Annotated in this window: 27 protein-coding genes; 20 read left to right on the forward strand and 7 right to left on the reverse strand. The window is 67.7% G+C overall.

Features of this window, described 5'->3' with window-relative positions:
- Nucleotides 1-62 precede the first annotated feature (62 nt).
- The 4 genes from AC2ITM_RS01660 to AC2ITM_RS01675 are packed head-to-tail and all read left to right on the forward strand — an operon-like array spanning nt 63 to nt 6,778.
- Nucleotides 63-1,070 (forward strand): AAA family ATPase, encoded by a 1,008-nt coding sequence (locus AC2ITM_RS01660; RefSeq protein WP_486468105.1) that lies wholly within the window; start codon nt 63-65, stop codon nt 1,068-1,070.
- Complete coding sequence (locus AC2ITM_RS01665) at nt 1,067-1,942, forward strand: DUF58 domain-containing protein (RefSeq protein WP_486468106.1); 876 nt, start codon at nt 1,067-1,069, stop codon at nt 1,940-1,942. The genes AC2ITM_RS01660 and AC2ITM_RS01665 overlap by 4 nt, the downstream gene beginning before the upstream one ends.
- Nucleotides 1,942-4,710, forward strand: a complete 2,769-nt coding sequence (locus tag AC2ITM_RS01670) for a DUF4159 domain-containing protein (RefSeq protein WP_486468107.1) — start codon at nt 1,942-1,944, stop codon at nt 4,708-4,710. The genes AC2ITM_RS01665 and AC2ITM_RS01670 overlap by 1 nt, the downstream gene beginning before the upstream one ends.
- Nucleotides 4,711-4,726: 16 nt before the next feature.
- Complete coding sequence (locus AC2ITM_RS01675; protein ID WP_486469374.1) at nt 4,727-6,778, forward strand: hypothetical protein; 2,052 nt, start codon at nt 4,727-4,729, stop codon at nt 6,776-6,778.
- Here AC2ITM_RS01675 and AC2ITM_RS01680 read toward each other — a convergent pair whose 3' ends face one another.
- The gene (locus tag AC2ITM_RS01680; protein ID WP_486468108.1) at nt 6,779-7,492 is read right to left on the reverse strand and encodes a DUF599 domain-containing protein; all 714 of its coding nucleotides are present in this window, start codon (nt 7,490-7,492) and stop codon (nt 6,779-6,781) included.
- A 285-nt stretch (nt 7,493-7,777) separates the two neighbouring features.
- On the opposite strand from AC2ITM_RS01680, the gene AC2ITM_RS01685 reads away from it, so the two are divergent.
- Entirely contained in the window at nt 7,778-8,242 is a 465-nt protein-coding gene (locus tag AC2ITM_RS01685) for an Hsp20 family protein (RefSeq protein ID WP_486468109.1), read from the forward strand.
- A 56-nt stretch (nt 8,243-8,298) separates the two neighbouring features.
- Here the strand turns inward: AC2ITM_RS01685 and AC2ITM_RS01690 are convergent, their stop codons facing one another.
- Together AC2ITM_RS01690 and AC2ITM_RS01695 are read right to left on the reverse strand one after the other, a co-directional pair.
- Nucleotides 8,299-8,925, reverse strand: coding sequence for a VOC family protein (locus AC2ITM_RS01690; protein WP_486468110.1), 627 nt, complete (start codon nt 8,923-8,925; stop codon nt 8,299-8,301).
- Nucleotides 8,926-9,008: 83 nt separating this feature from the next.
- Entirely contained in the window at nt 9,009-10,181 is a 1,173-nt protein-coding gene (locus AC2ITM_RS01695; protein WP_486468111.1) for a MalY/PatB family protein, read from the reverse strand.
- 225 nt (nt 10,182-10,406) lie between these two features.
- On the opposite strand from AC2ITM_RS01695, the gene def (AC2ITM_RS01700) reads away from it, so the two are divergent.
- From def (AC2ITM_RS01700) to fmt, 4 genes are read left to right on the forward strand one after another with little or no spacing between them, the layout of a single operon-like run.
- The gene (def, locus tag AC2ITM_RS01700; RefSeq protein WP_486468112.1) at nt 10,407-10,925 is read left to right on the forward strand and encodes a peptide deformylase; all 519 of its coding nucleotides are present in this window, start codon (nt 10,407-10,409) and stop codon (nt 10,923-10,925) included.
- A gap of 6 nt (nt 10,926-10,931) precedes the next feature.
- The gene (def, locus tag AC2ITM_RS01705) at nt 10,932-11,429 is read left to right on the forward strand and encodes a peptide deformylase (protein ID WP_486468113.1); all 498 of its coding nucleotides are present in this window, start codon (nt 10,932-10,934) and stop codon (nt 11,427-11,429) included.
- Nucleotides 11,426-11,920, forward strand: a complete 495-nt coding sequence (def, locus tag AC2ITM_RS01710; RefSeq protein ID WP_486468114.1) for a peptide deformylase — start codon at nt 11,426-11,428, stop codon at nt 11,918-11,920. The genes def (AC2ITM_RS01705) and def (AC2ITM_RS01710) overlap by 4 nt, the downstream gene beginning before the upstream one ends.
- A gap of 13 nt (nt 11,921-11,933) precedes the next feature.
- Nucleotides 11,934-12,854, forward strand: coding sequence for a methionyl-tRNA formyltransferase (fmt, locus tag AC2ITM_RS01715; RefSeq protein WP_486468115.1), 921 nt, complete (start codon nt 11,934-11,936; stop codon nt 12,852-12,854).
- A 120-nt stretch (nt 12,855-12,974) separates the two neighbouring features.
- On the opposite strand, the gene rnhA is transcribed toward fmt, so the two are convergent.
- Nucleotides 12,975-13,427 carry a ribonuclease HI gene (rnhA, locus tag AC2ITM_RS01720; RefSeq protein ID WP_486468116.1) on the reverse strand — a complete coding sequence of 151 codons (453 nt, stop codon included), beginning with the start codon at nt 13,425-13,427 and terminating at the stop codon, nt 12,975-12,977.
- 116 nt (nt 13,428-13,543) lie between these two features.
- Here rnhA and queF point away from each other — a divergent pair, with 116 nt between their 5' ends.
- A complete protein-coding gene (queF, locus tag AC2ITM_RS01725; RefSeq protein WP_486468117.1) occupies nt 13,544-14,008 on the forward strand; it encodes a preQ(1) synthase in 465 nt (154 codons plus the stop codon).
- Nucleotides 14,009-14,152: 144 nt separating this feature from the next.
- Here the strand turns inward: queF and ispH are convergent, their stop codons facing one another.
- Nucleotides 14,153-15,103: a 4-hydroxy-3-methylbut-2-enyl diphosphate reductase gene (gene ispH / locus AC2ITM_RS01730; protein ID WP_486468118.1), complete on the reverse strand. Its 951-nt coding sequence runs from the start codon at nt 15,101-15,103 to the stop codon at nt 14,153-14,155.
- A gap of 151 nt (nt 15,104-15,254) precedes the next feature.
- On the reverse strand, nt 15,255-15,830 hold the full coding sequence (locus tag AC2ITM_RS01735; protein ID WP_486468119.1) for a LabA-like NYN domain-containing protein: 576 nt from the start codon (nt 15,828-15,830) through the stop codon (nt 15,255-15,257).
- A 128-nt stretch (nt 15,831-15,958) separates the two neighbouring features.
- Here AC2ITM_RS01735 and folK point away from each other — a divergent pair, with 128 nt between their 5' ends.
- The 5 genes from folK to AC2ITM_RS01760 all read left to right on the forward strand — a co-directional run bounded on the left by folK (nt 15,959) and on the right by AC2ITM_RS01760 (nt 20,888).
- Entirely contained in the window at nt 15,959-16,543 is a 585-nt protein-coding gene (folK, locus tag AC2ITM_RS01740) for a 2-amino-4-hydroxy-6-hydroxymethyldihydropteridine diphosphokinase (RefSeq protein WP_486468120.1), read from the forward strand.
- Nucleotides 16,544-16,689: 146 nt separating this feature from the next.
- The gene (gene rpoZ / locus AC2ITM_RS01745) at nt 16,690-17,046 is read left to right on the forward strand and encodes a DNA-directed RNA polymerase subunit omega (RefSeq protein ID WP_486468121.1); all 357 of its coding nucleotides are present in this window, start codon (nt 16,690-16,692) and stop codon (nt 17,044-17,046) included.
- Nucleotides 17,047-17,194: 148 nt separating this feature from the next.
- The gene (locus tag AC2ITM_RS01750) at nt 17,195-19,369 is read left to right on the forward strand and encodes a RelA/SpoT family protein (protein WP_486469375.1); all 2,175 of its coding nucleotides are present in this window, start codon (nt 17,195-17,197) and stop codon (nt 19,367-19,369) included.
- 40 nt (nt 19,370-19,409) lie between these two features.
- Nucleotides 19,410-20,048 carry a DUF2062 domain-containing protein gene (locus AC2ITM_RS01755; protein ID WP_486468122.1) on the forward strand — a complete coding sequence of 213 codons (639 nt, stop codon included), beginning with the start codon at nt 19,410-19,412 and terminating at the stop codon, nt 20,046-20,048.
- A gap of 90 nt (nt 20,049-20,138) precedes the next feature.
- The gene (locus AC2ITM_RS01760) at nt 20,139-20,888 is read left to right on the forward strand and encodes a pyridoxine 5'-phosphate synthase (protein WP_486468123.1); all 750 of its coding nucleotides are present in this window, start codon (nt 20,139-20,141) and stop codon (nt 20,886-20,888) included.
- Here the strand turns inward: AC2ITM_RS01760 and AC2ITM_RS01765 are convergent.
- The gene (locus AC2ITM_RS01765) at nt 20,873-21,781 is read right to left on the reverse strand and encodes a LysR substrate-binding domain-containing protein (protein WP_486468124.1); all 909 of its coding nucleotides are present in this window, start codon (nt 21,779-21,781) and stop codon (nt 20,873-20,875) included. The genes AC2ITM_RS01760 and AC2ITM_RS01765 overlap by 16 nt on opposite strands.
- A gap of 95 nt (nt 21,782-21,876) precedes the next feature.
- Between AC2ITM_RS01765 and AC2ITM_RS01770 the strand changes: the two genes are divergently transcribed.
- The 5 genes from AC2ITM_RS01770 to AC2ITM_RS01790 all read left to right on the forward strand — a co-directional run bounded on the left by AC2ITM_RS01770 (nt 21,877) and on the right by AC2ITM_RS01790 (nt 25,358).
- Nucleotides 21,877-22,116, forward strand: a complete 240-nt coding sequence (locus AC2ITM_RS01770) for a hypothetical protein (RefSeq protein ID WP_486468125.1) — start codon at nt 21,877-21,879, stop codon at nt 22,114-22,116.
- Between the two features lie 30 nt (nt 22,117-22,146).
- On the forward strand, nt 22,147-22,545 hold the full coding sequence (gene acpS / locus AC2ITM_RS01775; protein WP_486468126.1) for a holo-ACP synthase: 399 nt from the start codon (nt 22,147-22,149) through the stop codon (nt 22,543-22,545).
- 316 nt (nt 22,546-22,861) lie between these two features.
- Nucleotides 22,862-23,692 carry a signal peptidase I gene (gene lepB / locus AC2ITM_RS01780; protein WP_486468127.1) on the forward strand — a complete coding sequence of 277 codons (831 nt, stop codon included), beginning with the start codon at nt 22,862-22,864 and terminating at the stop codon, nt 23,690-23,692.
- Nucleotides 23,693-23,790: 98 nt separating this feature from the next.
- Nucleotides 23,791-24,480 carry a ribonuclease III gene (rnc, locus tag AC2ITM_RS01785; RefSeq protein WP_486468128.1) on the forward strand — a complete coding sequence of 230 codons (690 nt, stop codon included), beginning with the start codon at nt 23,791-23,793 and terminating at the stop codon, nt 24,478-24,480.
- The gene (locus AC2ITM_RS01790) at nt 24,477-25,358 is read left to right on the forward strand and encodes a DMT family transporter (RefSeq protein WP_486468129.1); all 882 of its coding nucleotides are present in this window, start codon (nt 24,477-24,479) and stop codon (nt 25,356-25,358) included. The genes rnc and AC2ITM_RS01790 overlap by 4 nt, the downstream gene beginning before the upstream one ends.
- The last annotated feature ends 21 nt before the right edge of the window (nt 25,359-25,379 follow it).

The following is a 25,379-nucleotide window of genomic DNA, read 5'->3' on the forward strand; positions in this document are numbered from 1 at the left end:
TCGTTAACCTTCTCGGGCGTACAGTTTGATACAAAGCCTACAGATCAATCGGGAGTAATGCCATGGCCGAAGCAGGTGATCTTGTTGCTGAAATCGAAGCGGTCGAGGAAAGGCTGGCGGCGGCGAAGGCCTCGATCACGAGGCGATTCGTCGGGCAGGAGCAGGTCGTCGACCTGGCGCTGTCGGCGCTTTTGTGCGGCGGGCACGCGCTGCTGATCGGCCTGCCGGGGCTGGGCAAGACGCGGCTGGTGGAGACGCTGTCGACGGTGATGGGGCTGCAGGGCAACCGGGTGCAGTTCACCCCCGACCTGATGCCCGCCGACATCCTGGGCTCCGAGGTGCTGGAAACCGCCGCCGACGGCACGCGCAGCTTCCGCTTCCTGCCGGGGCCGATCTTTTGCCAGTTGCTGATGGCGGACGAGATCAACCGCGCCAGCCCGCGCACCCAGTCGGCGCTGCTGCAGGCGATGCAGGAAAAGGTGGTGACGGTGGCGGGGGAAAACCGCCCCCTCGGCCTGCCGTTCCATGTTCTGGCCACCCAGAACCCGATCGAGCAGGAAGGCACCTATCCGCTGCCCGAGGCGCAGCTGGACCGTTTCCTGGTGAAGATCGACGTACATTACCCCGACCGCGCCACCGAACGCGCCATTCTGCTGGCCACCACCGGCGCTGCCGAGGACGAGGCCCACGCGGTCTTCTCGTCCGCGGATCTGGTGGCGGCGCAGCGGCTGCTGCGGCGGATGCCGGTGGGCGATTCGATCGTGGAAATCATCCTGGACCTGGTGCGCGCCTGCCGCCCCGAGGACCCGACCGCCCCCCAGAAGGTACGCGAGACCGTCAGCTGGGGCCCCGGCCCCCGCGCGGCGCAGGCGCTGATGCTGACGGTGCGGGCGCGGGCCATGCTGCACGGCCGGCTGGCGCCCTCGCCCGAGGACGTGCTGGCGATGGCGCAGCCGGTGCTGTCACACCGCATGGGGCTGAACTTTGCCGCCCGCGCCCGGGGCGAACGCCTGGATGACCTGATCACCGAGATCGCCGCCGGCGCCTCGGGGCAGGAGGCCGCTGCGTGAGAACCCCGGCCGAGCTGCGCCACCGCGCCGAGGAAGAGGCCGCCCGGCTGCCCCCCCTTCTGGCCCGGGCCGAGCAGCTGGCCGGGTCCGTCCTGCTGGGCGATCACGGGCGGCGCCGGGCGGGCTATGGCGATGATTTCTGGCAGTACCGCCCCGTCCAGCCCGGCGATCCGCGCCGCTGGATCGACTGGCGGCGTTCGGCGCGCAGCGATGACCGCTTCGTGCGGGAACGCGAATGGCAGATCGCGCAAAGCGTCATGCTGTGGGTCGATCAGTCGGCCTCGATGCAGTTTTCGTCCGGCAAGACCCTCAGCCACAAGGGCGACCGGGCGCGCAACATCGCGCTGGCGACGGCGATCCTGCTGATCCGGGGCGGCGAAAGGGTGGGGCTGACGGGCACGCTGCTGCCCCCGCGGCGGGGGCGCAACCAGGTGCTGCGGCTGGCGGAATTCTTCTCGGACCCCGCGCCCGAGGATTACGGCGTGCCCGAACACCGCGCCATGATCCCCAATGCCCGGGCGCTGTTCGTGTCGGATTTCCTGGGCCCGATGGAGCAGCTGACGCTGGCGCTGACCAAGGCCGCCGACCGTGGCATCCGCGGCGTGCTGCTGCAGGTGCTGGACCCGGCCGAGGAAACCTTTCCCTACCACGGCCGCACCATCTTCGAGAGCATCGGCGGCACGCTGGCGCATGAGACGCTGAAGGCGTCGGACCTGCGCGGGCGCTATCTGGCGCGGCTGGCCGAACGCAAGGACGCATTGCAGCAGCTGGCCCATGCGACGGGCTGGCAATACGGCCTGCACCACACCGACAGTTCCGCCCAGGCGGCGCTGTTGTGGGTCTGGCAGGCGATGGACAGGGGGACGGTCTGATGATCCTGGGCGTGCTCGGCTTTTCGGCCCCGTGGTTGCTGATGGCGCTTGCGGCGCTGCCGGTGCTGTGGCTGCTGCTGCGGGCCGTGCCGCCCGCCCCGGTGCGGCGGCGCTTTCCGGGCGTCGCGCTGCTGCTGGGGCTGAAGGATTCCGAGGCGGTCTCGGATCGCACGCCCTGGTGGCTGCTGGCGCTGCGGATGCTGGCGGTGGCCGCCGCGATCATCGGGCTGGCGGGGCCGGTGCTGAACCCCAAGGATCGTCCGGTGACGCAGAAGGGGCCGCTGCTGGTGCTGCTCGATGGCAGCTGGGCCTCGGCCCGCGACTGGCCGCAGAAATCCCAGGCCGTCGACCGCCTGCTGGCCGAGGCCGACCGCGCCGGGCGCAGCGCCGCCGTGATCCGCCTGACCGACCCCCAGCCGCCCGCGTTCCAGACCCCCGCCACCTGGCGCACCCGGCTGCCGGGGCTGGCGCCGAAACCCTGGGATCCCGTTGAAAACGATGCGGATGTCCTGGCGTCCCTGGGGCAGATCGATGCCGGAACCGAAACCGTCTGGGTCAGCGACGGCATCGCCCGCCCCGGCCGCGCGGCGCTGCTGAAGGCGCTGCAGGCGAAGGGCCCGGTGCGCGTCCTGCAGGCCGGCCGCGACGTTCTGGCCCTGCGCCCCGTCACCTTCGAGGACGGCAAGGTCCGCGTCACCGCGCTGCGTGCCAGCCATGGGACCGACCACCCGCTGAGCGTTACCCTGCAGGTTCATGGCCGCGATCCCTCGGGCACGCTGCGGGTGCTGGAGCAGGCGCCGCTGACCTTCCCCGCAGGCGCCGCGGTGGCGAGCCTCGACATGGACCTTCCGTCCGAGATCCGCGGCCGCCTGACCCATGTCTCGATCGCGGGGGAACGTTCGGCCGGGGCGGTGGCGCTGACCGACGACGGCCTGCGCCGCCGCGAGGTCGCCCTGATCGCCGGCCGCGAGGACCGCGAGGGGCAAGAGCTGCTCTCGCCGCTGCATTACCTTGAAAAGGCGCTGGAAAAAAGCACCGACCTGCTGCACGGCCCGCTGACCGACGTGCTGCCTGCGAACCCCGACGTGGTGGTTCTGGCCGATGTCGCGACCCTGTCCGAGGGCGAGGAAAAGGCCCTGCTGGAGTGGATCGACAAGGGTGGCATCCTGCTGCGCTTTGCCGGGCCGCGCCTGGCCGCCAGCGAGGTCGGCCGCGCCACCGAGGATCCGCTGATCCCGGTCCGCCTGCGCGAGGGCGGCCGCACCGTCGGCGGCGCCATGAGCTGGGGCGAGCCCAAGACCCTTGCGCCCTTCCCCGAGGACAGCCCCTTTCACGGCCTGAGCGTGCCGCCGGACGTGACCGTCAGTTCTCAGGTGATGGCCCAGCCCGACCCGGATCTGGCCAGCCGCGTCATCGCCCGGCTGACCGACGGCACCCCTCTGGTAACGCGCAAGCATGTCGGGCAGGGGCAGGTGGTGCTGTTCCACGTGACCGCCAATGCCGACTGGTCGAACCTGCCGCTGTCGGGTCTTTTCGTACAGATGCTGGAACGCCTGTCGGTCAGTTCCGCCACCGAACGGCCCCGGCCGGAGGACCTGAAGGGCACGACCTGGCAGCCGCAGAAGGTGCTGGATGCCTTCGGGGCGGTGTCGAACGCGGGCAACCTGCCGGGGGTGGACGGGGCGAAACTGGTCTCGGACCCGCTGGGGCCGGATCTGCAGCCGGGCCTCTATGCCAGCGAGGGCCGCGCCATCGCCCGCAACGTGATGAATGACGACAGCCTGCTGGCGCCCGCGCTCTGGCCTGCCTCGGTTACGGTCGAGGGGCTGGATGGCCCGCAGGAGCGCGACCTGAGCGGCGCGCTGCTGACGCTGGCGCTGTTGGCGCTGCTGGGGGACATCGTGGCCTCGCTGGCGCTGTCGGGGCGGCTGAGGGGGGCGCGGGCGGCGGCCGGTGCGGTGGTGCTGGCGCTTGTCCTGATCCCGGTGCCGCAGGCCCGGGCGCAGGACAGCGACGACAGCTTTGCCCTGCAGGCCACCCGCGACACCGTGCTGGCACATGTGATCACAGGCGACAAGAAGCTGGACGACCTGGCGCAGGCGGGGCTGCAGGGGCTGTCGGATGTGCTGTACTTCCGCACCTCGGTCGAGCCCGCAAAGCCCATGGCGGTGGATCTGGAAACCGACGAGCTGTCGCTGTTCCCCTTCCTCTACTGGCCGATCTCTGCGGATCAGCCGATTCCTTCGGACGTGGCCTATGAAAAGCTGAACCGCTACCTGCGCACCGGCGGGCTGATCCTGTTCGACACCCGCGATGCGGACATTGCGGGCTATGGCGCGGCAACGCCTGCGGGGCGGCGGCTGCAGCAGATCGCGAAACCCCTTGATATTCCACCGCTGGAGCCGATCCCCGCCGACCATGTGCTGACCCGCACCTTCTACCTGCTGCAGGATTTCCCCGGCCGCTACGATGGCGACATCTGGGTCGAGGCCGCCCCCCCCGATGCCGAAACGGTCGAGGGGATGCCCTTCCGCAACCTCAACGACGGGGTGACGCCGGTGGTGATCGGCGGCAACGACTGGGCCTCGGCCTGGGCGGTGGATGCCGATGGCGCGCCGCTGGTGCAGATCGGATCGGGCTATGCGGGCGAACGCCAGCGCGAGATCGCCTATCGTTTCGGCGTCAACCTGATCATGCATGTGCTGACGGGCAACTACAAATCCGACCAGGTGCACGTTCCGGCGCTGCTGGACCGGCTGGGACAGTGAGGGCGTGATGGACGTGATGGCAGGCAACATCCTCTTCGATCCGCTGGTGCCCTGGCCGCTGCTGGCGGTGCTGGCGGTGCTGGTGGGGCTGGGCGTCATCCTGGCGCTGTGGCGGGGTCTTGCGGGCTGGGCGTTCCGGGGACTGGCAGGGCTGGTGATCCTGGCCGCGCTCTCGGGGCCGGCGCTGCGACAGGAAGACCGCGCGCCGCTGTCCGACATCGTGCTGCTGGTCGAGGACCGCTCGGCCTCGGACCGGCTGGGGGATCGCGCGGCGCAGGAAAAGGCCGCCGCCGACGCGCTGGCGCAAGAATTGGCCGCCCGCCCCAACACCGAGGTCCGCCGCATCACCGTGGGCGATGGCCCCGGCGACAGCGGCACCCTGCTGATGGGCGCCCTGAACGAAGCCCTGGCCGAAGAGCCGCGCGCCCGCATCGCCGGTGCGATCCTGGTGTCCGACGGGCGGCTGCATGACCTGGATCAGGCGCCGAAGATGCCCGCGCCGCTGCATCTGCTGCTGACCGGCACGCCGCAGGACTGGGATCGCAGGCTTGTGATCACAAACGCCCCGGCCTTCGGGATCATCGACGAAAAGGTCACCCTGACCCTGCGGATCGACGACAGCGGCGCCGTGCCGGCCGCCGATAGCGGCGTGGCGCCGGTGTCGATTTCCGTCGATGGCGGCGATCCGGTGACCGTGAACGCCGTCACCGGCCGCAACTTCGAGGTCCCGGTGACGCTGACCCATGGCGGGCGCAACGTGATCCAGTTCTCGACCCCCGCCATGCCGGGCGAGCTGACGGACCGCAACAATGCCGCCATCGTGCAGATGAACGGCGTGCGCGACCGGCTGCGCGTGCTGCTGGTCTCGGGGGAGCCGCATCCGGGCGGGCGCACCTGGCGCAACCTGTTGAAATCCGACAGTTCCGTCGATCTGGTGCATTTCACCATCCTGCGGCCTCCGGCCAAGCAGGACGGCGTGCCGGTGTCGGAACTGTCGCTGATCGCCTTCCCGACGCGGGAGCTGTTCATGGACAAGATCGACGATTTCGACCTGATCATCTTTGACCGCTACAAGCGGCGGGGGATCCTGCCGTCGCTCTACCTCGACAATGTGCGCCAGTATGTCGAGAAGGGCGGCGCGCTGCTGGTGGCGGCGGGGCCGGATTTCGCCACGGCGGATTCGCTCTATCGTTCGCCGCTCAGCCAGATCCTACCGGGTCGGCCCACCGCGCGGGTCTTTGAACAGGGCTTTCGGCCCAAGGTCACCGATCTGGGCCAGCGCCATCCTGTCACCGCCGGGCTGGAACAGTCCTGGGATGGCCCCTGGGGTCGCTGGATGCGCCAGGTCGAGGTCACGCCCGAACGCGGCGAGGTCGTCATGTCGGGCGTCAACGACAGCCCGCTGCTGATCCTCGACCGCGAGGGCAAGGGCCGCGTGGCGCTGCTGGCCTCGGACCATGCCTGGCTGTGGCACCGCGGCTTCGAGGGCGGCGGGCCGCAGCTGGAATTGCTGCGCCGCCTGGCGCATTGGATGATGAAGGAACCCGAGCTGGAGGAAGAGGCGCTGACCGCCGAGGCCTCGGGGCTGACGATGACGATCACCCGCCAGACCCTGGCCGAGACCGCCGATCCGGTGACCGTCACCGGCCCCGATGGTGCCCCTGTCGAGGTGCCGCTGACCCAGGTGGCGCCGGGCCGCTTCCAGGCCACCTATGTGGCGCCGGACATCGGCCTTTATCGGCTGGTGTCGGGGGATCAGAAGGCGGTGATCGGTCTTGGCCCGGCGGCGCCGAAGGAATTCGAGGACACGATCGCCGACGGTGGCGCGCTGAAGCCGCAGGTCGAGGCGACGCGCGGTGCCATCGTGCATGTCTCGGACGGGATCCCGCAGATCCGCGAGGCCCGCCCCGGCCGTCCCGCCGCCGGGCGCGGCTGGATCGGCCTGACGCCGCGCGATGCCTACGAGACCCGCAACGTCACCCAGCGGGCCTTGCTGCCGGCCTGGCTGGTGCTGCTGCTGGTGGCGGGGCTGATCCTGGCGGGCTGGCTGCGCGAGGGGCGGCGCTGATCAGCCGGGCAGGTCGCCCTTCTCGTGCTGCAGCAGCAGTTCGCGGGACTGCGAGGCGAATTCGCGCCGCCACAGCATCAGGCTGGTGACAAGGGTCGTGGCCAGCAGGCCGAAGGGGCCCAGGAACCAGCCCGTCGCCGCCAGTGCGAAATAGATCGAGCGCAGGCCGCGGTTGAAGCTGCGCGCGGCAAAGATGTTCATCTGCGCGGCCTTCAGGGCCCGGGGCAGGGTGCGGGGATCCTGCGCGCTGTTGGGGATCGCGCCCATCAGCACGCCGCAATAGCCGAAAAGCCGGTTCGCCCAGACGAATTTCAGGAAGGCATTGGCCAGGAAGAAGGCGACCAGCACCAGCTTCACCTCCCAGGCGGTTTCCGGGCTGCGCGCGACGCCCAGATCGCTGACGACCCCCCTCAGCTGGTCGGAATTTCCCAGGAGCGCCAGAACGCCGCCGATGGCAATCAGTGTCGATGAGGCGAAGAACGAGGAGTTTTCGCGCAGTGTGCTGAGGATCTGGGAATCGAAGATGCGGGGATTGCGCTCGGCGGTCATGCGCAGCCATTCGCGGCGGTACTCGGCCATCAGGGTCGAGACCGAGGGGCGCCTGGGGCTGGGGTGTTCGATCCGCCAGCCGGTGAACAGCCACAGCATCAGGATGACGGCCACCGCGGCCAGGTCCATGCGAGAGAATAGCGTGATGAAATCGAGGATCGTCATGGCGCCAGTCTATGCCAAGGGCGGGGCTGATTGCCTATAGGCAAGTGCATGTCGCAGGCGTTGCGGGGGCTCTGCCCCCATCGGCGCGTTGCGCCGATTCCCCCGCCATATTTGTGGAAAGATGAAAGGGGCGGCGGCCGCCGCAGGCCCCCTTGAAAGCCGGCGGCGCGATCCCCAGATCAGTTAAACCGGGACGCCACAGATCGGGTTCCGGACCATATATGGCCCGTCCTACGGCAGGAGGGCCGCACATCTTGCGTTATCGCTTCGAGAAGGATGACAGACATGCGTAATTTTGATTTTGCCCCGCTCTATCGCTCCAGCGTCGGGTTCGACCAGATCGCCAACATGCTGGACCGGGTCTTGGCGGCCGAGGTCAGCCAGCCCAGCTATCCGCCCTACAATATCGAAAAGACCGCCGAGGATGCCTATCGCATCTCGATCGCCGTGGCGGGCTTTGCTGCAGATGAGCTGGGCGTCGAGGTCAAGGACAAGGCTCTGGTGGTCACCGCCCGCAAGGCCGAGGACGAGGCGCAGCGCAGCTACCTGCACCGGGGTATCGCCACCCGCGCCTTCGAGCGTCGCTTTGCCCTGGCGGACCACGTGCGCGTGACGGGCGCCACCCATGCCGACGGCATGCTGCATATTGATCTGGTCCGCGAAGTCCCCGAAGCGCTGAAACCCCGCCGGATCGAGATCGGCCGTGGTGCCACCGCCCAGCCCCGGGTGATCGAGGCGACCGAGGTCTGATCCCTCATCCATGACACCGTCGGGCGCGTCTCTGAAAAGAGGCGCGCCTTTTCGTTTCAGCGCAGCACGACAGGGCCCGCAGGCCCCTCATAGGTCGCGACCAGCGCCGGGGTGTCATCTGTGACAAAGCGCAGCCGTGCGTCCTCGACCAGCGGGGCCAGTCGTGCCTGCAGGTCCAGGGCCCTTGGGTGGCGGATTTCCAGGGCGGTCAGGGTCATTTCTCCGCCGGGCATCTTCCGCGTTGGGATGACGTCGTCGGTATCCCAGTCGATGAAGGTGGGAAAACAGCCGTCGTAGGGCAGGCTGCCGTCTTCGGGGACGCAGATCAGCCAGCGCATGTCGCCCCGCTGTCCCACAAGGATCTCGCCGTTCTCTGCCGGCAGTAGCGCGCGTTTCTCGCGCAGGCCGCGGATGCGGGCCACCCAGTGGATCAGTCGCGGCGCTTCGGGGGCATGATCCAGCGCGAACCAGCGAGGCCTGGGCGCCTTAACCCCCGGTTGCGGGGCGATTGCCTCCAGGTAGCAGTCGCCACCGGTGCCCACGACAGCATTATGCGTGGCCATCATTGGATGCACGCCCCCCTGGCGCAGCCGGAAGCCCGGCAGAGCCTCGACATGGGCCACCGCATCCTCCAGGTGCCGCGCCCCCACCACCAGGTGATCCAGCTCAGCCATCGCGCTCATCGCATCCTCATTTTCTTGTTCTGAAATACCTCGGGGAGTCTCCGCAGGAGACGGGGGCAGAGCCCCCTGCCGCCCGTGCCACCTTACTGCAGGTCGCCGAATGCGCGCTGCATGCGTTCCACCGCTTCGACCACGCGTTCCCGCTGGGTGCCCAGGTTGAAACGCTGGTAGCTGTCGCCGCCCGCCCCGAAGACATCGCCGTAATTCACCGCGATTTTCGCATCGTCCAGGATCCGTCGCTTGACCTCCTCGGGGGACATGCCAGTGCCCGAGAAATCCACCCAGGCCAGGTAGGTGCCTTCCAGCCGCATGGATTTCAGCCCCGGAATGGCATTGATGCCGCTGTCGAAAAGGTGTCGGTTGCCATCCAGGTAATCGCAGAGCGCATCGACCCAGGCCGCGCCTTCCGGGGAATAGGCAGCGGGCAGCATCCGCTGCGCGAAGGCGTTGGCAGAGATCCCGAGCCCGCTCATCACCTGCCCGAAGCGCTTGCGCAGTTCGGGGGCGGGGATGATCACATTGCCGGTGTGCATCCCCGCCAGGTTGAAGGTCTTGGTGCCCGAGGTCATCATCACCAGCCGGTCGGTGATGCTGTCGTCGGCCGCGGCCATGGGGATATGGGTGTGGCCCGGCATCACCAGGTCGCAGTGGATCTCGTCCGAGACCAGGATCAGGTCGTGGCGCCTGGCGAAGGCGGCCAGGTCCTGCAGTTCGGCGCGGCTCCAGACGCGGCCGCCGGGATTGTGCGGCGAGCACAGGATCAGCATCTTCTCAGAGCCGTCGAGCTGCGCGTCATAGGCGTCGAAATCCATCTCGTAGCGGCCGTTTGCCAGTGTCAGCGGGCATTCCACCACGCGGCGTCCGGCGCCTTTGATGGTGCGTGCGAAGGCGTGGTAGACGGGCGTGAACAGGATCACGCCGTCGCCCGGTTCGGTAAAGGCCTGCAGGCACAGGCCGGTGCCGTTCACCAGCCCGTGGGTCGAGAAGATCCAGGACGGGTCGATCGCCCAGCTGTGGCGGGTTTCGCTCCACCAGCAGACCGAGGCCAGGTAGTCGCGGTCATCGCCGAAATAGCCGTAGATGCCGTGGGCCGTGTAGTCTTCCAGTGCCTTCTGCACCGCGTGGGGGGGGCGGAAATCCATGTCGGCCACCCACATCGGCAGGCCGTCCTCGGGCGAGAGGCCGTAGACCTTCTCCATCATGTCCCATTTCGAGGAATGCGTGCCGCGGCGCTCGATGATCTCGTCGAAATTCATTTGGGTCTCCTGCTCGTCGCAGGTGACGCTAGCGGAAAGCCGGGCGGGGGCAAGCGGGGGGTGGTGCGGACCCTGCGTCAGGCGGGTGTGCTGCCTTGCGGGCGGGCAGGGGGCTCTGCCCCCGCCGCTCCTGCGGAGCGACTCCCCCGGAGTATTTCCGGTCAGATGAGGGAACCGCGTTTGCGCCACATTGCGCAGCCGGGCGCCTTGTCCTACATGAGCGGCATGAAACGTCCGATCCTGATCCATCCCGATCCCCGCCTCAAGAAGGTGGCAGAGCCCGTCTCCGATGTGTCGGACGCGCTGCGCAGCCTTGCGGATGACATGCTGGAAACCATGTACGACGCGCCCGGCATCGGTCTGGCTGCGCCGCAGATCGGCATCCTGCAGCGGCTGATCGTTCTGGACTGCGTCAAGGAAGGCGACAGCAGCCCGCGTCCCCTGGTGATGTTCAACCCCGAGATCGTGGCGGCATCTGACGAGACATCCGTCTACGAGGAAGGCTGTCTGTCGATCCCCGAGCAATACGCCCCGGTGACCCGCCCGGCCGAGGTGACGGTGCGCTGGATCGACCGCGACGGCGCGCTGCAGGAAGAGACGTTCGACAAGCTTTGGGCGACCTGCGTGCAGCATGAGATCGACCATCTGGAAGGCAAGCTGTTCATCGATTACCTGTCGCCGATGCGTCGCCAGATGATCACCCGCAAGAGCCAGAAGCTGAAGCGCGAACGGGCGCGGGGCTGAGGCGGCGTGCCGGTCCGGGAAATCCTGCTCTGGCCGGACCCGAGCCTGCGCACGGATTGCGAGGAAATGCCTGGGGATGCCCGCCTGGACGGGCTGGTGTGGGACCTGTTCGACACGATGTATGACGCCAAGGGGCGGGGCCTGGCCGCGCCGCAGATCGGCGTGCTGCGGCGGGTCTTCGTGATGGATGCGGGATGGAAGGGCGGCAGGCCTGCGCCGCGGGCCTTCGTCAACCCGGTGATCCTGTGGCGCTCTGCGGTGATCGGAGTAGGCGAAGAGGCCTGTCTGTCGATCCCCGGGATCAGCGCCGCGGTGCCGCGACCCTCGGAGGTCGTGGTGCGGTGGCACGACGTGGGATGGCAGCGGCATGAGGCGCGCCTGACGGGCTTCGAGGCGATCTGTGCCCAGCACGAGGCCGATCATCTGGAAGGCCGCGTCTACCTGGAGTATCTGCCGCCCGCGACGAAGGCCGGGCTGCTGGCCGCTTACGAGGGAAAGAGATGACCAAACGACCCTGCCTGCCCTGGCCCGACCGCCGTCTGCGCACCGCGGCCGCCCCGGTAACCGGGATCACCGACGAGATCCGCGCCATCTGGACCGACATGATCGACACGATGGAGGCGATGCCGGGCGTGGGCCTGGCCGCCAACCAGATTGGCGTGATGCTGCGGCTGGCGGTTGTGGATGCCTCGGAGAGCCGCGGCAAGGTCGTGCGCATGGCCAACCCCGAGGTCCTGCACGCCAGCGTCCAGCTGCGTGAGCACGAAGAAGCCAGCCCCAACCTGCCGGGCGTTTCGGCGGTGATTTCTCGCCCTCGTGCGGTGACGGTGCGCTTCCTCAACGAGGCGGGCGAGATGGAGGACCGCGATTTCGTCGGCCTCTGGGCCACCAGCGTGCAGCACCAGATCGATCACCTGGCGGGGCGGATGTATTTCGACCGCCTCGGCAAGGTGAAGCGCGACATGCTGATCCGCAAGTCGAAGAAGCACGGCTGACCAGGGGGCGGACATGCGCATCATCTTCATGGGAACGCCGGAGTTCTCGGTTCCGGTTCTGGATGCTCTGGTAGATGCGGGGCACGAAATCGCCTGCGTCTACTGCCAGCCGCCGCGGCCTGCGGGACGCGGCAAGAAGGACCGCCCGACCCCGGTGCACGCCCGCGCCCAGGAGCTGGGCCTGGAGGTCCGCCATCCCGTCCGCCTGAAGGACCCCGCCGACCAGGCGGCGTTTGCGGCGCTGAACGCGGATGTGGCGGTGGTCGTGGCTTACGGGCTGATCCTGCCGCAGGCGGTGCTGGATGCGCCGGCAAAGGGCTGTCTGAACATCCACGCGAGCCTCCTGCCGCGCTGGCGCGGTGCGGCACCCATTCACCGGGCGATCATGGCGGGGGACGCCGAAACCGGCGTCTGCATCATGCAGATGGAGGCGGGCCTCGACACCGGCCCGGTGCTGCTGCGCGAGGCCCTGCCGATCGGTGCCGAGGAAACGACCTCTGAATTGCACGACCGTCTGTCGGCCCTTGGCAGCCGGCTGATCGTCACGGCGCTGGAGGGTCTTGATGCGTTGACGCCCGAAGCCCAGCCGGGAGAAGGCGTGACATATGCCAGCAAGATCGACAAAGCCGAGGCGCAGGTGGATTTCAGCCGCTCCGCGGCCGAGGTCGACCGGCAGATCCGCAGCCTTTCACCTTTTCCAGGGGCCTGGGTGGACCATGAGGGCCAGCGCCTGAAGCTGCTGGCCTCGCGGCTGGCCACGGGGGCGGGTGCGCCGGGGACCGTGCTGGATGATGCGCTGACCATCGCCTGTGGCGAGGGTGCAGTCCAGGTGCTGCGCCTGCAGCGCGCGGGCAAGGGGCCTCAGGAGGCCGAGGTTTTCCTGCGCGGCATGCCCATCGGTGCGGGCGTGATGCTGGGCGGCGGCGAAGGCTAGGGGGCTCTGCCCCCGTCTCCTGCGGAGACTCCCCCCGAGGTATTTGGGAACAAGAAAATGAGGCAGGGCGGCGGCTCTGCCTTTCATCTTTCCTTAAATATGCATGTCGGGCGGACTGGGTTATTTGAACGGGGCCATGCCGGCACGGGCGAGTTCGTCCGCGCGTTCGTTTTCGGGGTGGCCGGCGTGGCCCTTGACCCATTCCCAGGTGACGTCGTGGCGCTTGGCGGCCTCGTCCAGGCGTTGCCAGAGTTCGGCGTTCTTCACGGGTTTCTTGGCCGAGGTCTTCCAGCCGTTGCGCTTCCAGCCGTGGATCCAGCCGGTGACGCCGTTCTTCACATACTGGCTGTCGGTGATGATGGTGATTTTCGTCGGTCGGCCGAGGGTCTCGAGCGCATTGATTGCGGCGAGGAGCTCCATGCGATTGTTGGTGGTGTTGGCTTCGCCGCCCTTGAGTTCGCGCTCCTTGACCAGGGTGTCGCCGTCCCTGGCCTGCAGCAGGGCGCCCCAGCCGCCTGGGCCGGGGTTGCCGGAGCAGGCTCCGTCGGTGAAGGCGTAGAAGGTCGTGGGCATGGCGCTCTCCTGCGGTTGGGGGCCGGTGTGACCATGGGCGGAGGCGGAGGTCAAGAGGGGCTTCTGCGCGGGCGTGGTGTTCTGTAGAAGAGGGGTTCTGACGCGGAAAGGAAGGCGTGATGGAAACGATCTATGACGGGCTGACGCAGCTCGGGGGCAAGACGGAGCTGCCGGCCTCTCCGGAGGAGGCGCTGCTGGAACGGGTGGAGAACCCGCAGAAGGGGGTATCTTATTGCGTGCGCTTCACCGCGCCCGAGTTTACGTCGCTTTGTCCGATGACGGGCCAGCCGGATTTCGCGCATTTGGTGATTGATTACGTGCCGGGGGACTGGCTGGTCGAATCGAAGTCGCTGAAGCTGTTTCTGGGCAGTTTCCGGAACCACGGGGCGTTCCACGAGGACTGTACGGTCAGTATCGCGCGGCGGCTGGTCGAGATGCTGGAGCCGCAGTGGCTGCGGATCGGTGGCTACTGGTATCCTAGGGGGGGGATTCCGATCGATGTCTTTTGGCAGACCGGTGCGGTGCCGGTAGGCGTCTGGATCCCCGATCAGGGAGTGCCGCCTTATCGCGGGCGAGGCTGAGGGGGCTCTGCCCCCATCGGCGCAGCGCGCCGATTCCCCCGCCATATTTGAGGAAAGATGAATGGGGTGGGGCCGCCGGCTCCGAAGGAGGCGGCAGGCGTGGCCCCGGCTCAATGCCGGGGGCGCGCCTCCCTGCGGGGGGAGTCAGGCGGGCATGCGCAGGACGCGCGGGACCTTGAATTCGACGTTCTCTTGGGCCGTCTCGACCAGTTCGACCGTGACATCGTGGCGCTCGCGCAGAGAGGCGATGACTTCGTCTACCAGGACCTCGGGGGCCGAGGCGCCGGCGGTAATGCCGATCGAGCGAATGCCTTCGATGGCGCGCCAGTCGATCTCGGAGGCGCGTTGCACCAGCTGGGCATAGGCGCAGCCTTCGCGGGCCGCGACCTCGACCAGGCGGCGCGAGTTCGACGAGTTCGGCGCCCCTACCACCAGCATGGCGTCGATCTTGCCTGCCATCGCCTTCACCGCTTCCTGGCGGTTGGTGGTGGCATAGCAGATGTCCTCCTTGTGCGGCCCGACGATGGCCGGGAAGCGCGCCTGCAGCGCCGCGACAATGCCTTTGGTGTCGTCCACCGACAGGGTCGTCTGGGTGACGAAGGCCAGTTTCGACGGATCGCGGACATCCAGATGTGGCACGTCGGCCTCGGTTTCCACCAGCAGGACCTCGCCCTCGGGCAGCTGGCCCATGGTGCCGATGGTCTCGGGGTGGCCGGCATGGCCGATCATGATGATCTGCAGGCCCGCCTCGTGGTGACGCTCGGCTTCGATATGCACCTTCGAGACCAGCGGGCAGGTGGCATCGACAAAGACCATCTCGCGGGCCTGGGCGGCGGCGGGGACCGATTTCGGCACGCCATGCGCCGAGAAGATCACCGGCCGGTCCAGCGGACATTCGTCCAGTTCCTCGACGAAGACGGCGCCCTTGGCGCGCAGACCGTCGACGACGAACTTGTTGTGCACGATCTCGTGGCGGACGTAGACCGGGGCGCCCCATTTCTCCAGGGCCATCTCGACGATCTTGATGGCGCGGTCGACACCGGCGCAGAACCCGCGAGGCGCGGCCAGATAGAGGGTAAGGGGGGGCTTGGTCATCGGCATCTCCTGTTGGTCCACAGGTAGGCGAGCAGGGCGTCCCCGTCCAGAGGGGGCTGCCCGCGCCGACGATGCCAGGGTTTTGAACCGGCGGATCCACTGCCGCCGGTCCCCTTCCGGATCTGGGCGCGTCCCGACGCCCTGGCCCGGTTCAGGCCCCGGAAGAGGCGCGGTGGCTTCGGCTGTCGTCGCCGGGGTCGCGCGGCGGACGACCGATGACTTCCTTCAGCTCGTCGAGCTCGATGAAGTTGTCGGCCTGGCGGCGCAGTTCGTCGGCAATCATCGGCGGCTGCGAGCGGATGGTCGACACGACCGAGACACGAACCCCCTGGCGTTGCAGGCTTTCCACCAGCGGGCGGAAATCGCCGTCGCCGGAGAAAAGGACGATGTGATCGACACGCGGCGCAAGCTCCATCGCGTCCACCGTCAGCTCGATATCCATATTCCCCTTCACCTTGCGGCGGCCCTGGCTGTCGGTGAATTCCTTGGCGGGCTTGGTCACCATCGAGAAGCCGTTATAATGCAGCCAGTCGACCAGCGGACGGATGGGGGAATATTCGTCGTTCTCGAGAAGGGCGGTGTAGTAGAACGCGCGCAGCAGCTTGCCACGGCGCATGAATTCCTGCCGTAGCAACTTGTAATCGATGTCGAACCCAAGCGCCTTGGCCGCGGCGTAAAGGTTCGATCCATCGATGAACAGCGCGAGCCGTTCGTCCTTGTAGAACATCAAACAATTCCTTTCATGGGCCGTGTCGACTGGGGGAGTGAGTGGGTCCAGTCGCCCCGGCTATCTTAAATTAAATGCCCGCTTAGGATGCATCAAGTGAACTGCGAAGTCCAAAAGAATAGGTCATCATGTCCATGCGTATAAATTGTCTCGTTGCGCTCGGCACGAACATGGCTCCCGAGGGGAAAAGCTGTTCCGATGTGATCCGGTCTGCGGTTGAAATGCTGTCGGGCGAATCCGGCACGGTCTTGGCCGTCAGCAGGTTGTATTCCACCCCCGCCTTTCCGGCCGGCTCCGGCCCTGACTTTGTCAATGCGGCGCTGCTTTTGTCCAGTGAAATGACGCCGCCCCAACTGTTGTCAGAGTTACATAAAATTGAGCAAAGCCTTGGAAGAGAAAGGAAAAAACGCTGGGGGCCGCGGGCGATCGATCTGGATCTTATTGCCTGTGGCGACCAGGTGCTGCCCGATGAGGCAGTACATCAACATTGGCGTGATCTGCCCCTCAACCGGCAGATGCAGGACGCCCCCGAAACGCTGATCCTGCCGCATCCGCGGCTGCAAGATCGCGCTTTCGTGTTGGTCCCGCTACGTGATGTCGCACCCGATTGGCGGCATCCGATCCTGGGGCGGACGGTCACGCAGATGTGCGATGCCCTGGCGGAGGGTGACGTAGCGGCGGTCGTGCCGCTGCAGGACGCTTTGCCTGACTGATGGGCAAAGCCACGCGGCAGGGCGCGCGCGGGGGGCCTTGGCAGGCGCCGCGCTGCGGGGCAGAATCCGCTTGTCAGAAAGGGCCAAAGCCCTTATCTACACTGTTTCCAAACCTACCCGCATCCGCGTCGATGAAGGAGTGAACGATGGCCCGCGTGACCGTAGAAGATTGCGTCGACAAGGTCCCGAACCGGTTCGAACTGGTGATGCTGGCCGCCCACCGGGCGCGCGAGATCAGCTCTGGCTCGCCGCTGACCGTGGATCGCGACAACGACAAGAACCCGGTCTGCGCCCTGCGCGAGATCGCCGAAGAGACCCAGTCCGCCGACGAGCTGCGCGAGCGTCTGATCGAATCGAACCAGACCCAGATCGAGGTCGACGAGCCCGAAGAAGACAGCATGGCGCTGCTGATGGGGGCCGAAGCGGCCGACAAGCCCGTCGATGACGACATGAGCGAAGAAAAGCTGCTGCGCGCCCTCGTCGAGGCTCAGCGCCAGGGCTGATGATGTCCGGGGCCCTGCGGGGCCCCGCTGCGCCCTTCGGGGTGCGCCCATCCGCGGGGCCCCGGGCCCTGCAGGCCTGACGGAGCGGATTGCCCTGCTGCGGCGAACAGGCCGTCTCCGGCTCAGGGCAGAGGCGCGACAGGTGGACCTGGACCTGGCTGTGGACGAGCTGGTCACGCTCGTCCGTTCCTACAATCCCCGCACCAACGAGGCCCTTCTGCGGAAGGCCTATGACTTTGGCCGCCAGATGCACGACGGGCAGCTGCGCCGCTCGGGCGAGCCCTACTTTACCCATCCCGTCGAGGTCGCGACCATCCTGGCCGAGCAGAAGCTGGACGATGCCACCATCGTCACCGCGCTGCTGCACGACACGATCGAGGACACCAAGGCCAGCTATGCCCAGGTGGCCGAGCTGTTCAGCACCGAGATCGCCGACCTGGTCGATGGCGTCACCAAGCTGACCAACCTGCAGCTGTCCAGCACCGAGACCAAGCAGGCCGAGAACTTCCGCAAGCTGTTCATGGCGATGTCCAAGGACATGCGGGTGATTCTGGTCAAGCTGGCCGACCGTCTGCACAACATGCGCACCATCAAGGCGATGAAGCCGGAAAAGCAGATCCAGAAGGCGCGCGAGACCATGGATATCTATGCGCCGCTGGCCGGCCGCATGGGGATGCAGTGGATGCGCGAGGAACTGGAGGATCTGGCCTTCCGCGTCCTCAATCCCGATGGCCGCCAGTCGATCATGCGCCGCTTCGTGACGCTTGAGAACGAGACCGGCGACGTGGTCGAGCGCATCACCAGCGACATGCGCAGCCTGCTGAAAGAGGCCGGCATCGAGGCCCAGGTCTATGGCCGCGCCAAGAAGCCCTATTCGATCTGGCGCAAGATGCAGGCCAAGGGGCAAAGCTTTTCGCGGCTCTCGGACATCTACGGCTTTCGCGTCCTGGCGCGGACCGAGGATGACTGCTACCGCGTGCTGGGCCTGATCCACCGCCGCTGGAAATCCATTCCGGGCCGCTTCAAGGATTACATCAGCCAGCCGAAATCGAACGGCTACCGGTCGATCCACACCACCGTGTCGGGCCGGGACGGCAAGCGCGTCGAGGTGCAGATCCGCACCTTCGCCATGCACGAGGTCGCCGAATCGGGTGTCGCCGCGCACTGGTCCTACAAGGACGGCCAGAAGGCCGAGAACCCCTTTGCCGTCGATCCCACCCGCTGGATCGCCGCGCTGACCGAACAGATGGGCGCAGACGAGGACCACGAGGACTTCCTCGAGGCCGTCAAGCTGGAGATGTATTCCGACAAGGTCTTCTGCTTCACCCCCAAGGGCGAGGTCGTCAAGCTGCCGCGCGGCGCCACGCCCATCGACTTTGCCTATGCGATCCACACCCGGATCGGGTCGGCCTGCGTGGGCGCCAAGGTCGACGGGATGCGCGTGCCGCTGTGGACGCGGATCAAGAACGGCCAGTCGGTCGAGATCATCACCGCCGAGGGCCAGGAGCCGCAGGCGACCTGGCTGGACATCGCCTTTACCGGCCGGGCCAAGGCCGCGATCCGCCGCGCCCTGCGCGAGGTCGACCGCGAACGCTACATCAAGCTGGGGCGCGAACTGGCGCGCTCGGGGTTTGAACATGTCGGCAAGAAGGCCACCGACAAGGTGCTGGACACCGCCGCCAAGAAGCTGCGCATCGAGGACGGCCGGGACGAGCTGCTGGCCCAGCTGGGGCGGGCGGAACTGCGCGTGGCGCGTGTTGTCGCCGTCCTTTACCCCGAGCTGATGGAAATCGAGGGCGAGCAGGTCAAGCGCGACCGCGCCCTGATCGGGCTGGAAAAAGGCCAAAGTTTCAAGCGCGCGCCCTGCTGCCGTCCGCTGCCGGGCGAGCGCATCGTCGGCATCACCTGGCGCGGCCGGCCGCTGCAGGTCCATGCGATCGACTGCGCGGCACTGGCCCAGTTCGAGGACCAGCCCGACCGCTGGGTCGATCTGCACTGGCAGTCGGGACGCCATGCCGCGATCTATGCGGTGCAGCTGGATCTGACGCTTTCGAACGATCCCGGCGTCCTCGGGCGCGTTTGTTCGTTGATCGGAGAGCAAAAGGCCAATATCTCGGACCTGACCTTCGTGGATCGCAAGCCGGATTTCTTCCGCCTGATCGTCGAGGTCGAGCTGCGCGATGCCGAACACCTGCACACCCTGATCTCCGCGCTGGAGGCCGAGGGCGATGTGGCGTCTGTCGCGCGTGTCCGCAACCCGGAGGCCGCGGCCCCTCCGCCGGTGACATCGCCCACGCCGCAGGGAGAGGCCGTTGGTCTTTAAACGCCGGGACAGGCGGAGCACTCGGACCGCACTGAAAGAGATGTTCTGGCCGCGTGGCGGCTGGAGCCGCTCTTTCCAATACGTGCGCCACCGGCTGCATCGCCTGCCCGATACCCCCGAGAAGATCGCCCGCGGCGTGTTCGCGGGCATCGTCACGGTGTTCAGCCCGTTCTTCGGCATGCACTTTCCGATGGCAGCGCTGATCGCGCTGATCGTGCGGGGCAATGTGCTGGCGGCGATGCTGGCGACCTTCGTCGGCAATCCGGTGACCTTCGTGCCGATCGGGGTGATCTCGCTGACCACGGGGCGGTTCATCCTGGGGTTGTTCGGCTATGACATCCACCATGGAGAGGGCGACCCCCATGGCGTGGCGGGCAAGTTCCTGGCGGCAACCTATGACCTGCGCAACAATTTCCTGGCGCTGTTCACCGACCGGCCGACGGACTGGCACGGGCTGGTGGTCTTCATCCACGATATCTTCTGGCCCTACACGATTGGCGGCATCCTTCCCGGAATCGCCGGCGGTCTGGTGGGTTACTGGCTGATCCTGCCGGTGATCCGCGCCTACCAGTCGCGCCGCCGCAGCAAGCTGAAGGCCAAGCTGGCGGCACTGCGCGCCAAGGCCGCGCCGCGTGCGGCCACCCCCAAGCCCGACGTGCGCCCCGGCAAGCCCGGCTGAAGCACCGCAACCACGCCGCTGCGCCTGAAAACGCTGGCCCTTGCCGCGCCGATCCGGCACAGATGGCGCGCATTCCGAAGGAGTTCCGTCATGCGCGACCTGCCCCGCCTGCGACTGGGTGTGAACATCGACCACGTGGCCACCGTCCGCAACGCGCGCGGCGGCGCCTATCCCGATCCGCTGCGCGCCGCGAAGCTGGCGGAACAGGCCGGGGCCGACGGGATCACCGCCCACCTGCGCGAAGACCGCCGGCATATCTCGGATGCGGATATCGAGGCGCTTTCGGCCAACCTGACGGTGCCGCTGAACTTCGAGATGGCCGCCACCGACGAGATGCAGAAGATCGCGCTGCGTCACCGGCCCCATGCCGTCTGCATCGTCCCCGAAAAGCGCGAGGAACGCACCACCGAGGGCGGCCTGGAAGTGGCGCAGGATGAAAACCGGCTGGCCCATTTCATCGCGCCGCTGCGCGAGGCGGGCTGCCGGGTGTCGATCTTCATCGCCGCCGACGAGGCGCAGATCCGCGCCGCCCACCGCATCGGCGCGGCCGTGGTCGAACTGCACACCGGCGCCTATTGCGATGCCCATGCCGAGGGCCGCTTCGAGGACCGCGACGCGGAACTGGCGCGGCTGACGAAGATGGCGGCGCTGGCGCATGAGCTGGGCCTTGAGGTCCATGCAGGCCACGGCCTGACCTACGAAACCGTCGGCCCGATCGCCGCCCTGCCCGAGATCATGGAGCTGAACATCGGTCACTTCCTGATCGGCGAGGCGATTTTCCTGGGCCTGCAGCCAGCGATTGCCGAGATGCGCCGCCTGATGGATCAGGCCCGCGCCTGAGGCCCGCCCATCCCGGAGCTGGCCAGCGCCTGCGTCAGCCAGCTTCGGAAGCGCCTTTGCGGTGGCGACAGCGACCGTCCCGGTGCCGAGACCAGCCAGTAGCTGAACCCCGTCGGGTGCCAACGCGGGATCGGCGCGACGATGCGTCCCTGGGCGATGGCGTCCAGGCACAGCGTCTCGAAGGCCAGCAGCACGCCTTCCCCCGACATGGCGGCATCGAGGCCCAGCGAGGCTTCGTTGAAGACCGGGCCGTCCTGCAGGATGGTGTCCGACAGGCCTTCGGGGTGCAGCCAGGCGTTCCAGCCGAACATCGCCCGGGCGTCGCGGATGACCGGCACGCGGGCCAGATCCGCGGGGGTGCGGATGCGGCGGGCCAGTTCGGGGCTGCAGACCGGGGCCACGTATTGGGTCAGCAGCCGTTCGGCTGTGACGTTCGGATAGTGGCCGGGGCCGATGCGGATGGCGAAATCCACGTCGCCCTTGTTCGGATCGACCAGGGCATGTTCGGAATCGATGCGGACGCGGATCTCGGGATGGGCGCGGGTAAAGTCCGGCAGCCGCCAGATCAGCCAGCGCGCGGCAAAGATCGGCGCGGCCGAGATCGTCAGGATCTGGCTGCGGTCGCGTTTCAGCAGTTCGGTGGCGGCGGCCAGCCGGGTGAAACCCTCTGACAGCAGGCGAAAGACATCCTCGGTGCCGGGCAGGGGCACCATGCCGCCGGGGCGGCGGTCGAACAGCTGCTGGCCCAGGGCCTCTTCGGCGCGGCTGACCTGCTGGCTGACGGCGCCGGCCGAGACGCCCAGCTCGGCCGCGGCGGCGCGCAAAGAATGCAGCCGGGCCACGGCCTCCAGGGCGCGCAGGCCGTTCAGGGGAATGTTCCGAAGCGTTTCCATTTCAGCTTTTCTAAATGCTCTTTCAGATTCTGTGCAATTTTTATGGTCGTGCGGTGGGGCTAAGTTTCCATCCTCTGAAGTGGAAAGGAGACCGCATGTTCCGCTGGATCCATCGCCTTCTGGCCCGCCGTCCGGCCGCCGCCGCACCGGATGCCACCGGGGATCCCTTCGCTGATCCCGAGGTCGCGGGGATGACCCTGCGCGAACTGGCCGATCTGCCGCTTTGCCCGCCGCCCGCCCCGGCCCGGGCGCCGGGGCCCTCGCCCCTGCCATCCGCGGTGCCCCCGAGGGGGTGGGCCGGGTCTGTGCTTTCCAAGGGGCGGGGGGCGGGGTAAGCCCGGGGCGACAGTGAAAGGAGATCCCGCATGATCCTGGGCATCGGCACGGACCTGGCGAATATCGACCGCATCGCGGCGACGTTGCAGCGCTTCGGCGACCGGTTCCGCACCCGCGTCTTCACCGAGACCGAGTTGGCGAAGGCTGCACGCCGCAAGGACGAGGCGGGCACGCTGGCGAAACGCTGGGCAGCGAAGGAGGCGTGTTCCAAGGCGCTTGGCACCGGGCTGGCGATGGGGATTTCCTGGAAGGACATGGCGGTGGGCAACCTTGGCAGCGGCCAGCCGGTGATGGAGCTGACCGGCTGGGCGGCGGAACGGCTGGCGCAGATGACGCCGCCGGGGCACCGGGCGGTGGTGCATGTGACGCTGACGGATGACCATCCCTGGGCCCAGGCCTTCGTGGTGATCGAGGCGCGTCCGCTCTGATGCGGGCGCGGGCGGGGGCCGGGCAGGGGGCTCTGCCCCCATCGGCGCTGCGCGCCGATTCCCCCGACATATTTAGGGAAAGATGAAAGGGGCGGGGCCGCCGGCTTCGCAGAAGACGGCAGGCGGGGCCCCGGCTCGATGCCGGGGGCGCGCCTCGGCTGGCTGCTGTCACGCGGCTGTGACGCGGCGCGGGCGGTGGGGCGGGGCAAAGCGGGGGGCGGGCGGTTGACTTGGCGAAATTCCCCCCGCAAGTATCGCGGGCCGCAGGACCCGGCCGGGCCGCGGCAAGGCATCTGTAACGCAGGGACGGCGAGGCATGGCGAAGAAGACCAAAGAAGGCGGTAACGCGATCTGGGAAACCATCAAGACGGTGTTCTGGGCGCTGGTCATCGCCGGGCTGTTCCGGACGCTGTTCTTCCAGCCGTTCTGGATTCCCTCGGGGTCGATGAAGGACACGCTGCTGATCGGCGACTTCCTGTTCGTCAACAAGATGGCCTACGGCTATTCCTATGCCTCGTGCCCGAACATCCATGTCGGCCCGATCGACCTTGAGGCCCGCCAGATCTGCGGCTTCCTGGGCGACAAGCGGGTCCTCGGCCATGCGCCAGAACGTGGCGATGTGGTGGTCTTCCGTCACCCGGTCTCGGGCGAGGATTACATCAAGCGGCTGATCGGCCTGCCCGGAGACGAGATCCAGGTGCGCGACGGGCTGCTTTATATCAACGGCAAGCCGGTCGAGGTGAAGGACGGCGGCACCTTCGTCGAGAAATACGAGGCCCAGGGGCCGCAGGGCCGCGCGCCGCTGTGCGCCAATGCCCCCGTGGGCCAGGGCGGCGATTGCGAGAAGCATCGCCTGATCGAAACCCTGCCGAACGGTGTCACCCATGACATCCTGGATATCCGCTACATGCCCTCGGCCGATGATACCGGCGTGTTCCGGGTGCCGGCGGGCCACTACTTCATGATGGGCGACAACCGCGACAACTCGACCGACTCGCGCTTTGCGCAATCGGTGGGCGGCGTCGGCTTCGTGCCCGCCGAGGACCTGATCGGTCGGGCTGACCGCATCATCTTCTCGTCCGCCGGGCGCTCTCTGCTGTACTTCTGGACCTGGCGGAGCGACCGCTTCTTCAAGAAGATCGTCTGAAAACGCTGCGAAACAGGGTGGCGCAGTGCTTGCGCCGCCCGGCGAATGGGTGTTTTACGGGGCAATCCGCAAACCGGCAGCGCACGGGGCCCGTCGCCATGAAGATTTCTCAGGACCTGAAGGATTTCCAGGAACGGCTGGGGCATACGTTCTCGCAGCCGGATCTTCTGGCCCGGTCCGTCACCCATTCCTCGATGTCCTCGCCGACCCGGCCCGACAACCAGCGGCTTGAATTCCTGGGCGACCGCGTCCTGGGGCTGGTCATTGCCGCGGCGCTGCTGTCCGAGGACAAGGGTGCCAAGGAAGGCCAGCTGGCGCCGCGGTTCAACGCCCTGGTGCGCAAGGAAACCTGTGCCGATGTCGCCCGTGAGATCGACCTGGGCGCGGTGCTGAAGCTGGGCCGGTCCGAGCAGATGTCGGGGGGGCGGCGCAAGCTGGCGCTTCTGGGCGACGCGATGGAGGCGGTGATCGCCGCCGTCTACCTGGATGCCGGGTTCGAGCCCGCCAAGGCGCTGGTGCTGCGGCTCTGGGCTGATCGCATCGCCGAGGTCGAGGCCGATGCCCGCGACGCCAAGACGGCGCTGCAGGAATGGGCCCAGGCGCGCCGCCTGCCGCCGCCCGCCTATGTCGAGCTGGCCCGCAGCGGCCCCGACCACGCCCCCGTCTTCACCATCGCCGCCCGGCTGGAAAACGGCGAGGAGGCGATCGCCAAGGCGTCTTCGAAACGCGCGGCCGAGCAATCCGCCGCCAAGGCCCTGATGGACCGTCTGCCGCAGGACAAGCCGTGAGCGACAATCTGAAGGGCAGCCTGTGGATGCTGGCGGCGATGATGGGCTTTGCCGTCGAGGACGCCCTGTTCAAGGTCATCACGGGCGAGGTCTCTCCGGGTTTTGCGATGGCGGTTTCGGGCGCCTGCGGGATCGTGCTGTTCGGCGCGCTGTCGCTGCGCGCGGGCGAGCGGGTGCTGCATCCGCAGACCTTCGGGCGCCGGCTGATGGTGCGGTCGGGGCTGGAGATCACGGGGCGGCTGTTCTTCGGCCTGGCGCTGGCCTATACGCCGCTGTCGTCGACCGCGGCGATCCTGCAGGCAGCGCCGCTGGTGGTGACGGCGGGCGCCGTGGTCTTCTTCGGCGAGAAGGTCGGGCTGCGGCGCTGGACGGCGATCTGCATCGGGCTGCTGGGGGTGATGATGATCCTGCGCCCGACGCCCGAGGCCTTCCGCGCCGATGCGCTGCTGGCGGTGATCGCGACCATCGGCTTTGCCGGGCGCGATCTGGGCACGCGGGCGGCGCCGAAGGGCGTGTCGGGCTGGCAGCTGGGGACGCTGGGCTTCACCATGCTGATGATCGCCGGGGTGATCCTGATGGCGGTGCAGGGGCGCGGGCCGGTGGTGCCTTCGGGCGGGGTGATCGGGCTGATGGCGCTGGAAGCGCTGGCGGCGACCTCGGCCTATGCGGCGCTGACGCGGGCGATGCAGACCGGCGAGATCGCCGTGGTGTCGCCGTTCCGCTATTCGCGGCTGCTGGCGGCGCTGGCCTTCGCGGTCTTCCTGTTCGGGGAGCGCCCGGACCTGTGGACCCTGGGTGGCGGGGCGCTGATCGTGGCCAGCGGGATCTACACGCTGCTGCGTTCGGGCCGGAAAGCCGCGCAAAGGCGCCCGGCCTGAACGCGAGACACGAGACAGGGC

This window comes from Pseudooceanicola sp. NS-SX9, from assembly GCF_057380705.1.

Bases quoted from the DNA above. Each gene is read 5' to 3' on its own strand.
- AC2ITM_RS01660 (WP_486468105.1), top strand. From the start codon at position 63: ATGGCCGAAGCAGGTGATCTTGTTGCTGAAATCGAAGCGGTCGAGGAA.
- def (WP_486468112.1), top strand. From the start codon at position 10,407: ATGAAACGTCCGATCCTGATCCATCCCGATCCCCGCCTCAAGAAGGTG.
- folK (WP_486468120.1), top strand. From the start codon at position 15,959: ATGTCCATGCGTATAAATTGTCTCGTTGCGCTCGGCACGAACATGGCT.
- AC2ITM_RS01755 (WP_486468122.1), top strand. From the start codon at position 19,410: ATGTTCTGGCCGCGTGGCGGCTGGAGCCGCTCTTTCCAATACGTGCGC.
- AC2ITM_RS01765 (WP_486468124.1), bottom strand. From the start codon at position 21,781: ATGGAAACGCTTCGGAACATTCCCCTGAACGGCCTGCGCGCCCTGGAG.
- AC2ITM_RS01770 (WP_486468125.1), top strand. From the start codon at position 21,877: ATGTTCCGCTGGATCCATCGCCTTCTGGCCCGCCGTCCGGCCGCCGCC.
- rnc (WP_486468128.1), top strand. From the start codon at position 23,791: ATGAAGATTTCTCAGGACCTGAAGGATTTCCAGGAACGGCTGGGGCAT.
- lepB (WP_486468127.1), top strand. From the start codon at position 22,862: ATGGCGAAGAAGACCAAAGAAGGCGGTAACGCGATCTGGGAAACCATC.
- AC2ITM_RS01695 (WP_486468111.1), bottom strand. From the start codon at position 10,181: ATGAATTTCGACGAGATCATCGAGCGCCGCGGCACGCATTCCTCGAAA.
- def (WP_486468114.1), top strand. From the start codon at position 11,426: ATGACCAAACGACCCTGCCTGCCCTGGCCCGACCGCCGTCTGCGCACC.
- acpS (WP_486468126.1), top strand. From the start codon at position 22,147: ATGATCCTGGGCATCGGCACGGACCTGGCGAATATCGACCGCATCGCG.
- rnhA (WP_486468116.1), bottom strand. From the start codon at position 13,427: ATGCCCACGACCTTCTACGCCTTCACCGACGGAGCCTGCTCCGGCAAC.
- ispH (WP_486468118.1), bottom strand. From the start codon at position 15,103: ATGACCAAGCCCCCCCTTACCCTCTATCTGGCCGCGCCTCGCGGGTTC.
- AC2ITM_RS01685 (WP_486468109.1), top strand. From the start codon at position 7,778: ATGCGTAATTTTGATTTTGCCCCGCTCTATCGCTCCAGCGTCGGGTTC.
- AC2ITM_RS01690 (WP_486468110.1), bottom strand. From the start codon at position 8,925: ATGAGCGCGATGGCTGAGCTGGATCACCTGGTGGTGGGGGCGCGGCAC.
- AC2ITM_RS01735 (WP_486468119.1), bottom strand. From the start codon at position 15,830: ATGTTCTACAAGGACGAACGGCTCGCGCTGTTCATCGATGGATCGAAC.
- AC2ITM_RS01670 (WP_486468107.1), top strand. From the start codon at position 1,942: ATGATCCTGGGCGTGCTCGGCTTTTCGGCCCCGTGGTTGCTGATGGCG.
- fmt (WP_486468115.1), top strand. From the start codon at position 11,934: ATGCGCATCATCTTCATGGGAACGCCGGAGTTCTCGGTTCCGGTTCTG.
- AC2ITM_RS01680 (WP_486468108.1), bottom strand. From the start codon at position 7,492: ATGACGATCCTCGATTTCATCACGCTATTCTCTCGCATGGACCTGGCC.
- rpoZ (WP_486468121.1), top strand. From the start codon at position 16,690: ATGGCCCGCGTGACCGTAGAAGATTGCGTCGACAAGGTCCCGAACCGG.
- AC2ITM_RS01760 (WP_486468123.1), top strand. From the start codon at position 20,139: ATGCGCGACCTGCCCCGCCTGCGACTGGGTGTGAACATCGACCACGTG.
- AC2ITM_RS01675 (WP_486469374.1), top strand. From the start codon at position 4,727: ATGGCAGGCAACATCCTCTTCGATCCGCTGGTGCCCTGGCCGCTGCTG.